11 protein-coding genes and 1 pseudogene are annotated in these 12,445 nt (G+C 69.5%); 9 read left to right on the forward strand and 3 right to left on the reverse strand.

Features of this window, described 5'->3' with window-relative positions; all coding sequences use genetic code 11:
* Positions 1-107: 107 nt before the first annotated feature.
* Together ON39_RS24070 and ON39_RS24075 are read right to left on the reverse strand one after the other, a co-directional pair.
* Positions 108-1,430, reverse strand: coding sequence for a lipase family protein (locus tag ON39_RS24070; RefSeq protein ID WP_246002944.1), 1,323 nt, complete (start codon positions 1,428-1,430; stop codon positions 108-110).
* Positions 1,420-2,553, reverse strand: coding sequence for an esterase/lipase family protein (locus ON39_RS24075; RefSeq protein WP_040737742.1), 1,134 nt, complete (start codon positions 2,551-2,553; stop codon positions 1,420-1,422). The genes ON39_RS24070 and ON39_RS24075 overlap by 11 nt, the downstream gene beginning before the upstream one ends.
* Positions 2,554-2,813: 260 nt before the next feature.
* Here ON39_RS24075 and ON39_RS24080 point away from each other — a divergent pair, with 260 nt between their 5' ends.
* The 9 genes from ON39_RS24080 to ON39_RS24120 all read left to right on the forward strand — a co-directional run bounded on the left by ON39_RS24080 (position 2,814) and on the right by ON39_RS24120 (position 11,597).
* Positions 2,814-4,073 (forward strand): PucR family transcriptional regulator, encoded by a 1,260-nt coding sequence (locus tag ON39_RS24080; RefSeq protein ID WP_040737743.1) that lies wholly within the window; start codon positions 2,814-2,816, stop codon positions 4,071-4,073.
* Between the two features lie 479 nt (positions 4,074-4,552).
* Positions 4,553-4,951, forward strand: coding sequence for a TOBE domain-containing protein (locus ON39_RS24085; RefSeq protein ID WP_040737744.1), 399 nt, complete (start codon positions 4,553-4,555; stop codon positions 4,949-4,951).
* 29 nt (positions 4,952-4,980) lie between these two features.
* On the forward strand, positions 4,981-5,739 hold the full coding sequence (modA, locus tag ON39_RS24090) for a molybdate ABC transporter substrate-binding protein (protein WP_040737745.1): 759 nt from the start codon (positions 4,981-4,983) through the stop codon (positions 5,737-5,739).
* Positions 5,736-6,548: a molybdate ABC transporter permease subunit gene (modB, locus tag ON39_RS24095; RefSeq protein WP_040737746.1), complete on the forward strand. Its 813-nt coding sequence runs from the start codon at positions 5,736-5,738 to the stop codon at positions 6,546-6,548. Before modA ends, modB begins: the two co-directional genes overlap by 4 nt.
* On the forward strand, positions 6,545-7,594 hold the full coding sequence (locus ON39_RS24100) for an ABC transporter ATP-binding protein (protein ID WP_040737747.1): 1,050 nt from the start codon (positions 6,545-6,547) through the stop codon (positions 7,592-7,594). The genes modB and ON39_RS24100 overlap by 4 nt, the downstream gene beginning before the upstream one ends.
* Positions 7,595-7,921: 327 nt before the next feature.
* Positions 7,922-9,091: a thiolase family protein gene (locus ON39_RS24105; RefSeq protein WP_040737748.1), complete on the forward strand. Its 1,170-nt coding sequence runs from the start codon at positions 7,922-7,924 to the stop codon at positions 9,089-9,091.
* A gap of 58 nt (positions 9,092-9,149) precedes the next feature.
* Entirely contained in the window at positions 9,150-10,169 is a 1,020-nt protein-coding gene (locus tag ON39_RS24110; protein WP_040737749.1) for a phosphotransferase family protein, read from the forward strand.
* Positions 10,166-10,906, forward strand: coding sequence for an SDR family NAD(P)-dependent oxidoreductase (locus tag ON39_RS24115; protein ID WP_040737750.1), 741 nt, complete (start codon positions 10,166-10,168; stop codon positions 10,904-10,906). The genes ON39_RS24110 and ON39_RS24115 overlap by 4 nt, the downstream gene beginning before the upstream one ends.
* Before the next feature lie 112 nt (positions 10,907-11,018).
* The gene (locus ON39_RS24120) at positions 11,019-11,597 is read left to right on the forward strand and encodes a pyridoxamine 5'-phosphate oxidase family protein (protein WP_040737751.1); all 579 of its coding nucleotides are present in this window, start codon (positions 11,019-11,021) and stop codon (positions 11,595-11,597) included.
* Between the two features lie 215 nt (positions 11,598-11,812).
* Here the strand turns inward: ON39_RS24120 and ON39_RS24125 are convergent.
* Positions 11,813-12,139 (reverse strand): annotated as a pseudogene (locus tag ON39_RS24125) (transglycosylase family protein); the annotation flags it as partial.
* Positions 12,140-12,445 lie beyond the last annotated feature (306 nt).

The raw sequence follows: 12,445 nt of genomic DNA on the forward strand, positions 1-12,445 counted from the left end.
GCGTCAGTGAGGTTTCCGTATCGAACCAACCGGGCCGAACTTCGACGATCGAATGTCCACACCGCATATCGACCTTCACACGCAGAATTGTCGCGGTGGTACAGAATTCAACGGGCGACGTGAGCCGCTCTCGACCCGAAGACCGGCGACGGTGTCTCCGCCGGTCGGCGCGTCGCCCGGATCGGACGGGCGAAGAGCATCCGGACGAGCACACGGGCGAAGTCCAGGTGACCGGCCAGCGCGCGACGCGAGAAGGCAAGGGACCAAAGGGTTTCGGTGCCGACCGGTCCCGGGTCCCGACGGGCGAGACGGTCGTCGATCCAGTCGATCATCACCGGCAGGGCGAAGTATTGCAGGAGCAGATGGGTGCTGAGCCGGTCGCGCAGGTAGCGCACGTGCGCACCGCCCTCGGCGTAGCGGGCGACGTGGGCGTCGACGTCCGCGACCGCGATGACCTCGTCGTACACGCCCTGCACGACGAGCATCGGCATGGCCGGAACCCGGCGGCCCGGCTCGATGTCGCCGAGGACGCGCTGCAGCTCCGGCGCGTCGAGCAGCGCGGCCAGCCCGCCGCGGCAGTGCTGGTCGATGTCGCGGCGGGCGAAGCGGTACAGCAGCGGGAACGTGGCGGTGGTCTCGGCCTGTGCGAGCCAGCCGAGGTAGCGCGCGTCCAGGTGGGTGCGCAGGAGCAGGTCGAGGTCGGGGTAGGCGCGGCGCAGTCCGGCGGTGAAGACCGCGGCGAAGCCGGCGAACAGCGAGCCGTTGAGGCGGACGAAGGCGGCGGCCGGGTCACCGACCGGCGAGGCGGCGACCGCGCCGACGAGGTCGAGCTCCGGTGCGTATTCGGGTGCCAACTCCGCGGCCCACGCGGTGGCGAGGCCGCCGCCCGAGTAGCCCCACAGCGCGACGCGCGTGGTCGAGGACAGACCGAGCGGCGCGAACGCCAAGCCGGCCCGAATCGCGTCCAGCGCACGGTAACCCGGCTCGCGCGCCACCCCGAACCGGCCCGCGGTCCCGCCGTGATCGGGCACCGACACCGCCCAGCCACGGGCCAGCGCGCTGACGATGAGCGGCAGCTCCAGCGGCGGAATCGAGCCCGCCGCCCGTGCGCCGCGCCGAAGGGCATAGGAGGGAAGGCATTTCGAGGCGACGGCGTCGATGGCGCACTGGAACGAGACGAGCGGGCGCTCCCTCGTGGGATCGGCGCCCCACGGCAGCAGCACGGTGGTGACCGCAGCCTCGGGCGCCTGGTCGAGATCGCAGGTCCGATACAGCAGCTGCCAGGCCGAAACCCGCTGCGGCACAGCGCCGAACAGCGCGATCTCGACCTCTCTTGCACGCAGCACGGTGCCGGGCGGCACCTGGCCGAGCCCGGGCGGCGGCGCGTAGAACGGATCGGCCTCGGGCAGCGGCGGATACTCAGAGACCACCGCCGCCACCGATCAGCCAGGGGTTGAACGCGCACTCCAGGTTCGGGTACGCGACAGGGTCGAGGGCGTGCAGGGCGATGGAGGCCGCGCGCGGGGAGTACATGATCGTCAGATGGTCGGAGAGGTCCTGTTCACAGCCCTCCTGCAGGGTGATGTTGTCGACCGTCGCGCCGGGGCCGGGGCGCAGGAACGACCAGTCGTACGGGTTCATGATCTCGTCGAGGCGGGAGCCGACGGAGGTGTAGTCGACGCCGGGAACGGTGTCGCCCTGCGCGTTCAGCGTCGCGTAGAACGCCGAGCCGACGGCCTGCTGGATATTGGCCGCGCCCACGAGCGGCTGGTAGAAGCCCAGGATGTCGACGCCGAGGTTGTTGATCAGGCGGCCGAGCGTCGCGATGCCGAGCAGCGAGGTGCCGTGGTGGGTCGCGCCGTAGGAGACCAGCTTGCGCACCTTGCCCGCGCCACCGTCGAACTTCAGATACTGGTTCGCCACCGTGCCGCCCTGCGAGTGCGCGACGATGTCCACCGCGTCGGCGCCGGTCGCCGCGCGCACCCGGTCGACGAAGTCGCTCAGCTGCCGCGCGGAGTCCTCGATGCGGCCGACGCCGTAGCGGCCGGGCATGATCGGACCGAGTCCGCCGCCCTCCAGCAGGCCCGAGCGGCCGAAATTGAAGGCGAACACGCAGAATCCGGCGCGGGCCAGGCGCGGGGAGAGATAGGCGAAGCTGTCGTAAGCGTTCAACCAGGTGCCGTGCAGCAGCACCACCGGGCGGGGATGCTCGGCGGTCGGGGCGCAGTTCCACCGATTCGCGCCGGGCGGGGCCGCGTCGGGATGGGTCAGGCCGTAGGCGAAGGCGGCCAGGTACGCCGACACCTCCGGGCCCTCGCCGAGCGCGTCCGAGGCGTGGCCGAGGCCGGCGGCGCTGCCGGAATCCACCACGGCCCGTGGTTGTCTGCCGTCGGCGGCCGGCGTCAATCCGGCACTGACGGCGTCGGCGAGCGACTGCTCCGTCGGGTCGATACGCGAATCACCGCTCGCCACACCGGGCCCGAGGACTGACGCCATGGTCAGGCCGGCGATCACCGCGGCGGCACCGACGGCCCGCTTCGCATTGCGCGTCATTGCATACATCGAGTTCACTTCCCATTCGAGCGATTGCGCGTCGAGGCCCTGAATTGCCAACCGCCGCAATGTGTTTCCCAAGTCACATCACCGAGGTGAATGTGATGGGAGCCATATCGAAATCGTCGCTCGGCCGGCTGGGCGCTGTCACTGCACGCCGGGGAGAAGTATTCGATCGGTGAGTTGTCGTCGGCGACAAAGTTCGCACCGATGCGCCGGTTACCTTGCCCGGACGACCTGTCGTTGGAAACAATCGGCCCATGTCCCTGGCCCTTTCGCCGCCGACCGGCGCCGCACCGCTGGTCGCCCGGCTGCTCACCCGCTGGCCGCAGATCTCCGAACGGATGCTGGCCGCGGGCCTCGGCGCCACCCCGCCCGCCGCGGATCTGCCCGAGGGGCACTTCACCGCCGAGGTGCTGCCCGCCATCTACGCGTGCGGCCGGGCCGTGCTGCAGGCCATCGGCGAGGAGCGCGCGTTCAGCAGGGCCGAGGTCGCGGCGTTCGCCGGACCGGTGGCGCAGCGGCACGCCGAGGACCGAATTCCGTTGCCGCTGTTGATCGAGGCCATCCACGGCTCCGCGCAATCGCTGCTGCAGGAGGCCGTGGCGCTGGCCGAGCCCGCCGAGTCGCACGAACTGACCGTCATCGGCGGCAGGCTGCTCGACCTGCTGATGCACATCAATGTCACCGTCGTCGAGACCTATACCGAGGTCGAGCAGTCCATCTACCACGCGGAGCGGGAGGCCCGGCGCGCGCTGTGCGCCGCACTACTCGGCGGGTTGCCCGCGGAAGAGCTTGCCGCGCGGGCGGATACCGCGCTGGCCGAGCGATACACCGTGCTGGCCATCCATATTCGGCACGATGAGCGACCGAGCACCGTCGCCACCCTGATCAGCAGGCGGCGGATCAGAATCCTGCAGCGTGCGCTGGACGCCCGCGCGGGCACCACGGCGCTCGCCACCTTCGACGGGTCGACCGGAATCGCGTTGCTGCCCAACGTGGCCGAGGCTGAAGCCGCCGATCGGCGGTACGAGCGGCTGGCCGAGGAACTCGCCGAGCAGTTCGGGGTCGCGGTATTCATCGCCGAGTATCGCGCGGTCGCCAGGGCAGACTTACCCGAGACCGCGCGTGAGGCAACCGATCTCGCCGAACTGGCGCGTCTGCTCGGGAAGCCGCCCGGCGTCTATCGACTAGACGACCTGCTGCTGGAACATCAGCTGACCAGGCCCGGTCCGGCGCGCGAGCGGCTGGTCGAGCGGATCGCGCCGATCCTGTCGAGCCCTCATCTGATCGAGGCTTTGGACGCGCACCTGCGCCACGGCCCCGATCGCAAGGCGGCGGCCGCCGAGATTCACGTCCACCCCAATACGTTCAGCTATCGCCTGCGCCGCATCGCGGAACTCACCGGCATCGATCCGGCCGAGCCGTACGACTCGCGCCTGCTCGCGGCGGCGCTGACGATCCATCGCCTGTGCCCGGCGGCCGAGGCCTCGGTGCCGCCGGGTCACGGCGTCGACTAGATGACGTGCCAGGCCTGCAACAGGTAGGTGATGTTGGCGGCGATGGACGTCACGACGTTCGCGAGATTCAACGCGGACGAACCCAGATCGATAATCGGCACCGAAATTCCTCCATCAGATGGGACTGCGAAATCCCTTCCAATGTAATGATCGCGCGGAGTGCTCGGGCCGTGCCGGTGACGTAATGGGCGGGATCATTTTTCGCGGATACGACGCGAAAGGGCGTGCCCCACAGTGATTTCGGCCTCGCAATAGGAAATCGGGGAACGGGTCCGCGTAGCGGCGCTTGTGAGACAGTTCACCGGAAATCAGCCACAACAATCACAACAGGCACATACCGGAGAAAACGGTCGGCCCGTCCCTGCCGCGGCGCGGTCTAACCTGCTCCTTCTCGGAGGGACCGGCGACGACCTCGTGGACGTGCTCAGCCCGGACGATTGCCCCTTGCTTTCCGCAGATACGGAAATAAACTCCTCTTCGTGTCGAATTTGCGGATCAGCGAGGTGGCTGTGCTGGCCGGTGTCAGCGATGACACCGTGCGGCGGTGGATCGATCAGGGCAAGCTGACCGCGATTCAGCTCGGCAACGGGCGCAAGGGGGTGCGCGGCCGCGAGCTGGCCGAGTTTCTGCAGGCCAACGCGGAGACCCCGGAGCCGGGCGTCACCGTCGCCGCGTCCGCCCGCAATCGCATGCGCGGCATCGTGACGCGGGTGCTCAAGGACACCGTGATGGCCCAGGTCGAGATGCAGGCCGGGCCGTTCCGGCTGGTGTCGCTGCTGAGCCGGGAGTCGGTCGACGAGCTCGGGCTCGAGGTCGGCAGCGTCGCGGTGGCCTCCGTCAAGTCGACACACGTCGTGGTCGAGATTCCGGAGAGCTGATGAGGTCGAGAAGGATTCGTTCGCTGAGCATGACCGCGGTCGCGGGCTTGGCCGCGCTGGCCCTGGCCGGCTGCTCCGACGACAAGGCGGCGCCCTCGGGCGGCGGTGAGCTCGGCGGCACCGTCACGGTGTTCGCCGCGGCCTCGCTCACGGAGACCTTCACCGAACTCGGCAAGCAGTTCGAGGCCGCGCATCCGGGCGTCGAAGTGGTCTACAGCTTCGGGGCCAGCTCGGCGCTGGCCGAGCAGATCAACCAGGGCGCGCCCGCCGACGTCTTCGCCTCCGCCGCGCCGAAGAACATGCAGCAGGTGCGGGACAAGGGCGAAGTGACCGTCGCACCCGTCACCTTCGTGCGCAACCGCCTGGAGATCGCGGTACCGAAGGGCAACCCCGCCCACATCACCGGCCTGGCCGACTTCGGCAAGGCCGAGCCGAAGATCGCACTGTGCGCCGAGCAGGTGCCGTGCGGCGCGGCCGCCAAGACGGTGTTCGCGGCGGCGGGCGTCGACCCGAAGCCCGATACCCGCGAGGCCGACGTGAAGGCGGTGCTCACCAAGGTCAAGCTCGGCGAGGTCGACGCGGCGCTGGTATACCGCACCGACGTCAAGGCCGCCGGCGATCAGGTGGAGGGCATCGACTTCGCCGAGGCGGCCCAGGCCGTCAACGACTACCCCGTCGCGCCGCTGGCGCACGCGCCGAACGCGACCGCCGCGGCGGCATTCGTCGACTTCGTGCGCTCCGATCAGGCGCGCGCGGTGTTCGCCGGGGCGGGATTCGACGCGCCGTGACGCGGGTGCCGCGGCGGCGGGCAGCGCGGGGACGGCGACCGCTCGTTCTGGTGCTGCCCGCGCTGTGTGCGCTCGCCTTTCTGCTCGTTCCGTTGATCGGGCTGCTGTGGCGGACGCCGTGGCGCGACCTGCCGGATCGGCTGCTCAACGCCGAAGTCGGTCAGGCCCTTCGGCTTTCGCTGGCATGCGCGAGCCTCGCGACGGTGCTCTGCCTGGTGTTCGGGGTGCCGCTGGCGTGGTTGCTCGCGCGCGGCGACGTGCCGGGGCGCGGGGTATTGCGGGCGCTGGTCACGGTGCCGCTGGTACTGCCGCCCGTGGTCGGCGGCGTCGCGCTGCTGCTCGTGCTCGGCAGGCGTGGGCTGTTCGGCCGCTACCTGTACGAATGGTTCGGCGTCTCACTGCCTTTCACCACGGCGGGCGTGGTCGTCGCGGAAGCCTTTGTCGCCATGCCCTTTCTGGTGATCTCGGTCGAGGGCGCGCTGCGGGCGGCGGATCCCCGCTTCGAGGAGGCGGCCGCGACCTTGGGGGCGTCGCGGTGGCTGACCTTTCGGCGGGTGACGCTGCCCTCGGTGCTGCCCGGGGTCGTGGCGGGCGGGGTGCTGTGCTGGGCAAGGGCTTTGGGCGAGTTCGGCGCGACGATCACCTTCGCCGGCAACTTCCCCGGGCAGACGACCACCATGCCGCTGACGGTGTATCTGGCGCTGGAGTCCGATCCGGCGGATGCGATCGTGCTCAGCCTGGTGTTGCTCACGGTGTCGGTCGCGGTGTTGGTGGCGTTGCGGGAGCGGTGGATTCGGGGAGCGGTATGACCGTTTTCGCCGAATTGCGGGTGGCGCGTGGGAGTTTCGCGCTCGATGTTCAATTGTCCGTGGCGCGAGGGGAAGTCGTCGCGCTGCTCGGGCCCAACGGGGCGGGCAAGACCACCGCGCTGCGGGCGCTGGCCGGGCTGACGCCGCTCACCGAGGGTTCGCTCCGGATCGATGAAAAGACTTGGGACGCACCGCCGAAGGTGTTCGTGCCCGCCGAGCGACGCGAGGTCGGCGTGGTTTTCCAGGACTACCTCCTGTTCGGACACCTGAGCGCGCTGGACAATGTCGCGTTCGGTCTGCGCGCCCGCGGCCATCGCCGGGCCGCCGCGCGCGATCGCGCCGCCGAATGGCTGGACCGCGTCGGGCTCGCCGACCATCTGCACGCCAAACCGCGTGCGTTGTCCGGAGGGCAGGCCCAGCGCGTCGCCCTCGCCCGCGCCCTCGCCACCGATCCTGCGCTATTGCTGCTCGATGAACCACTGGCCGCGCTCGACGCGAGCACGCGCCTGCGGGTGCGCTCCGACCTGTCGCATCATCTCGCCGACTACCCCGGCCACACCGTGCTGGTCACCCACGACCCGCTCGACGCCATGGTGCTGGCCGACCGCCTGGTCATCCTCGAAGACGGCGTCGTCGTCCAGGAGGGCACCCCGAGCGAGGTGGCCCGACGACCGCGCTCGGACTACGTCGCGAACCTCGTCGGACTCAACCTCTATCGCGGCACCGCCCACGGCACCACCGTCGACCTCGACACCGGCGGCACCCTCACCGTCGCCGAGCCCGCCACGGGCCCGGTCCACATCGCCTTCCCCCCCACCGCCGTCAGCCTCCACCTCGACCACCCCACCGGCAGCCCCCGCAACACCTGGCCCGTCACCATCGCCGCCATCGAACAGCACGCCCACACCATCCGCCTCCGCCTGGACGGCACCCCACCCGTCCTCGCCGACGTAACCCCCGCCACCGTAGCCGACCTCCACCTCCACCCCGCCCTAGAACTATGGGCCGCCGTGAAAGCCACCGAAACACACACGTATCCGGCGTAATTCTCGCCTTGGCCCACGACCACCGGTCACTGCGCTCAAACCACACCACAATCCGTATGCGAAGTGCTCCGGCGTGCCTCCCCGAACCTCGCCCGTGCGACCGAAACCTGTCGGTGCCCGGTGGCACTCTTCGCGCCATGACGAGCACCCGCCACGATGTCACGCCGATCGCCGTGCCGATCGGATCCGGTCTCCGACCGAGGCCGGAGCTGCCTTCGTCATTCGCTGGGCAGCTCTGCGAAAGACCGGCTGTCCGATGTCGGCGCGGCGCGAATCCGTGTTAACTTAGGGGAGAATCGCAACTAACTTAGCTGATCGGAGAGGGCTATGAGGTCCGCCGTCATCGTTGATGTCGTCCGTACCCCGTCGGGTAAGGGGAAAGTTGGGGGTGGGTTGTCGGGGGTGCATCCGGCGACGCTGCTCGCGGGGGTGCTGGGTGAGTTGGTGGCGCGTAATGAGCTGGATCCGGGGTTGGTGGACGATGTGGTCGGGGGGTGTGTGACGCAGAGTGGGGAGCAGGCTTTCAATATCAGCCGGACGGCGGCGTTGGCCGCGGGCTTTCCGGAGTCGGTGCCGGCTACGACGGTGGATCGGCAGTGCGGGTCGAGTCAGCAGGCCGCGCACTTCGCGGCGCAGGGCGTGCTCTCGGGCGCGTACGACATCGCGATCGCCTGCGGCGTGGAGTCGATGAGCCGCGCGCCGATGTTCTCGAACGCGCAGGGCAAGGATCCGAATCAAGGCCCCCTGGCCCATCGGTACCCGGAAGGGCTTGTGCAGCAAGGGATCGCGGCGGAGGTGATCAGCGCGCGGTGGAAGTTCGACCGCGCGACGCTGGACGAGTTCGCCGCGCGCTCGCACCGGCTGGCCGCCGCCACGGCCGCCGCGGGTGGCTTCGCGAACGAGCTGGTCGCCGCGGGCACCTTGACCGCGGACGAGACCATCCGGCCCAGCACCACCGCCGAGGGCCTGGCGGGGTTGAAGCCCGCGTTCGTGGACGAGCGGTTCACCGCCCGGTTCCCGGAGATCGAATGGTCGATCACGCCGGGCAACTCCTCCCCGCTCACCGACGGCGCGTCGGCCGCGCTCATCATGAGCGAGGAGGCGGCGAACAAGCTTGGCCTGCGCCCTCGCGCGAGGTTCCATTCGTTCGCGGTGGTCGGCGACGACCCGCTGCTCATGCTCACCGCGGTGATCCCGGCGACCCGAAAGGTCTTGGAGCGCGCGGGTCTCGGCATCGACGACATCGACGCCTACGAGGTGAACGAGGCGTTCGCGCCGGTCCCGCTGGTGTGGCAGCACGAACTCGGCGCCGATCCGGCCAGGCTTAACCCGCGCGGCGGCGCGATCGCCCTCGGCCATCCGCTCGGCGCCTCCGGCACCCGCATCCTGGCCACCATGGTCAACCATCTGGAGCAGACCGGCGGCCGGTACGCCCTGCAAACCATGTGCGAGGCAGGCGGATTGGCCAACGCCACCATTATCGAGCGCCTAGGATGACAACCTTCCCGACACGTGCTCCCGCCGAACGGAGCCGGACCCTCGAGGAGGCGAACCGATGACGGCGGCACTTGCCGGACTCGATCTGCCCGCGCTGCAACGGTATTTCGAGGCCAACGTCCCGCAGACCGCGGGGCCGCTGACCGCGTCGCTGCTCGCGGGCGGCAAATCCAACCTCACCTACCGGCTCACCGACGGCACGAACGACTGGGTGCTGCGCCGCCCGCCGCTCGGCCCGCTCACCCCGACCGCGCACGACATGGCCCGCGAGTACCGCATCGTCGCGGCCCTGCGCGAGACGAATGTCCCTGTCGCGCAAGCCGTCGCGCTCTGTGAGGACACCGAGGTGATCGGCGTGCCGTTCGCCGTCGTCTCCTTCGTGGACGGCCACGTTCTGCAGGACGGCGACCAGACCGCCGCGCTGACCGCCGAGCAGGCGCGCGCGTGCTCGGAGGCGCTCATCGACACGCTGGCCGCACTGCACGCGGTCAACTACACCGCCGTCGGACTCGCCGAATTCGGCCGCCCGGCAGGCTATTTGGCCCGCCAGGTGAAACGCTGGCGCGGCCAGTGGGACCGGGTGGCCACCCGCGAGATCGACGCCTTGGACCGGCTCACCGAAGCCCTCGGAACCGCGTTGCCCGAGCAAACGGCCGAGACGATCGTGCACGGCGACTACCGCCTGGACAACACGATCGTCGACCGAGACGACTTCGGCCGGATCGCCGCCGTGGTGGACTGGGAGATGGCCACCCTCGGCGACCCGCTCGCCGATCTCGGCCTGCTGCAAGTCTATTGGGACGACCGCTGCGAGCCCGTGCTCGGCGTCCGGCACGCGCCGAGCGCCAACCCGGGCTTCCTCTCCGTCGACGAGGTCGCCGAACGCTACGCCGCCGCGACCGGTTACTCCTTGGCGCGACTGCCCTTCTATCGTGCGCTCGGCTACTTCAAGCTCGCGGTCATCGCGGAGGGCATCCACCAGCGGTTCCTCGCGGGCAAGACGGTGGGTGAGGGCTTCGCCACCATCGGCGGGGCCGTGCCGCTGCTGCTCGACGCCGGACTGGAGATGCTCGCATGAGCGCACGCAGCGCGCTGGTGACCGGCGGCTCGCGCGGCATCGGCGCCGAGGTGGCGCGCCGCCTGGCCGAGGAGGGTTACCGGCTGACGATCGCCGCCAGGAACGCGGACTCACTCGCCGAGACGGCGGCCCGGCTGGCCGACGAGACCGGTGCGGAGGTGAATCCGGTCGTCGCCCGGATGAACGACCTGGACCAGGTGCGCGCCCTGGTCCAGGCGCACGCCGACCGCTTCGGCGACCTGCACGCGCTCGTGCTCAGCGCGGGCACCGGCACCGCGGGCACCGTCGCCGATATGCCGGAGAAGACCTACGAGCGCATGCTCGACGTGAACTTCCGCGGACCCATCGCCCTAATCCAGGCCGCGCTTCCGCTGCTGCGCAAGAGCGCCGAGGACGACCCGCGGCGCGGCGCGAAGATCGTGGCGCTCGCGTCCATCACGGGCGTCGCGGGCGAGGCCGGCCTGGCGGCCTACGGTGCGACCAAGGCCGCCTTGATCTCGCTCTGCGAGGCCATCTCGCTGGAGGAGTCGGCCGTCGGGGTCAGCGCCACGGCCATCTCCCCCGGCTACGTCGACACCGACATGACCGCGTGGAAACGCGACGTGCTCGACCCGTCGGCGATGCTGACCACGGGCGACATCGCCGAGATGGTCCTCGCGATCACCCGGCTGTCGCGCAACGCGGTGGTGCCGAACATCGTGATCTCGCGGGCGGGCGACCAGCTCTGGCGGGCCTGACGGCATACCGCGAGCGCGAGTGATAAGTCCCTCAGCCGCTCATCGAGACCTGCACCCGGCGTTACGCTCGACGCGCACTCCCGTCATGGGACGAATCGGGGAAGGAATACCGATGGCGAAGGTTTTCTCGCATCTGGACGACGCGCTACGCAAGTTCATCGGCAAGCAGCCGATGTTCTTCGTGGCGACCGCACCGACCGAGGGCGGACGGGTCAACCTGTCCCCCAAGGGTTACCGCGACACCTTCGCCATCCTCGACGATCACACCGTCGCCTACCTGGACCTCTACGGCAGCGGCGCGGAGACCATCGCGCACCTGCGCGACAACGGCCGCATCACCGTGATGTTCTGCTCGTTCGACCGCACGTCGAAGATACTGCGGCTCTTCGGCACCGGCCGCGTGGTCCGCCCCGACTCCGCCGAGTTCGACGCTCTGCGACCGCATTTCGGCCTGCAGCATCCCGGCCTGCGCGCGGCCATCGTGATCGAGATCGACCGCATCGCCGACTCCTGCGGATACTCGGTCCCCTATCTGGAGCTGGTCGACGAGCGCCCCGTGCTCGACGCGCTGCACGGCCGCCGCACCGACGACGACTTCGCCCGTCGCATCGTCGGCGACAACGCGACCAGCGTCGACGGCCTGCCCGCGCTGGAGCCGGATCACCCGCTGCCCTCGGCCATCCCGCGCTAGACGCTGGACGCCGTCGAACCTACCGATGGCCGGATGCGATCACAGACTGATTCGAGATATCTGTGCAATAGCTCAGTGCACATCCCGATTGAATTGAAGCCGAAAGAATTCGACCTCGAGAATAAACGCGGAACCGACGTGATCGAGGTCCGCGCAAGCGCCAGGAAACGATTCGGCGCCCACCGCATGTGCGGTGGACGCCGGTCGAAGCCTTAGAGGTAGGCGCCGCAGACGGGCCACGCGCCGGGGCCCTGGGTGGCGAGCACGTTCTCCGCGACGCGGATCTGCTCGGCCCGGCTCGCGTTGCTCGGGTCGCCCTCGCCGCCGTTGGCGGCCCAGGTGCTCGGCGTGAACTGCAGGCCGCCGGAGAAGCCGTTGCCGGTGTCGATGCCCCAGTCGCCGCCGCTCTCGCACTGTGCGACGGCGTCCCAGTCGTGGGCCGACGCGGTGGCGGTGGAGAGGCCGAACGGGATGGCCACGAGCGCGCCGAGGGCAGCGGTGAAACCGAGGACACGGGTGTTGAACTTGCGATTATGCGACATGTGAATTCCTGCCTGCGCCCACCGGCACGGGTCGTACTCTCCGTGCCCCTGCCCCCAGGTAGGTCGGGGATTCTCGAACCGCGGGGCAGGGTCACCGGCATTCAGCGGATCGAGTTCGTGCCCGTCATTGATCGGGCCTCAGCGACGATAACGAAGAAGTCGCGACAGATCACGCACTGATCACGAACCGATAACCTGAAGCGACGGTCGAGGGTTATCGCATTTCCGCGCCTCGAGCAGGCGAAAAGAATCGGGTGCGAGCACGGTGATTGTTACGTTATGTGCCCGAGATCACTGCGAAATTGT

The sequence above is a fragment of the Nocardia tenerifensis NBRC 101015 genome (assembly GCF_000308715.1).
GTDB classification, from domain to species: Bacteria; Actinomycetota; Actinomycetes; order Mycobacteriales; family Mycobacteriaceae; genus Nocardia; species Nocardia tenerifensis.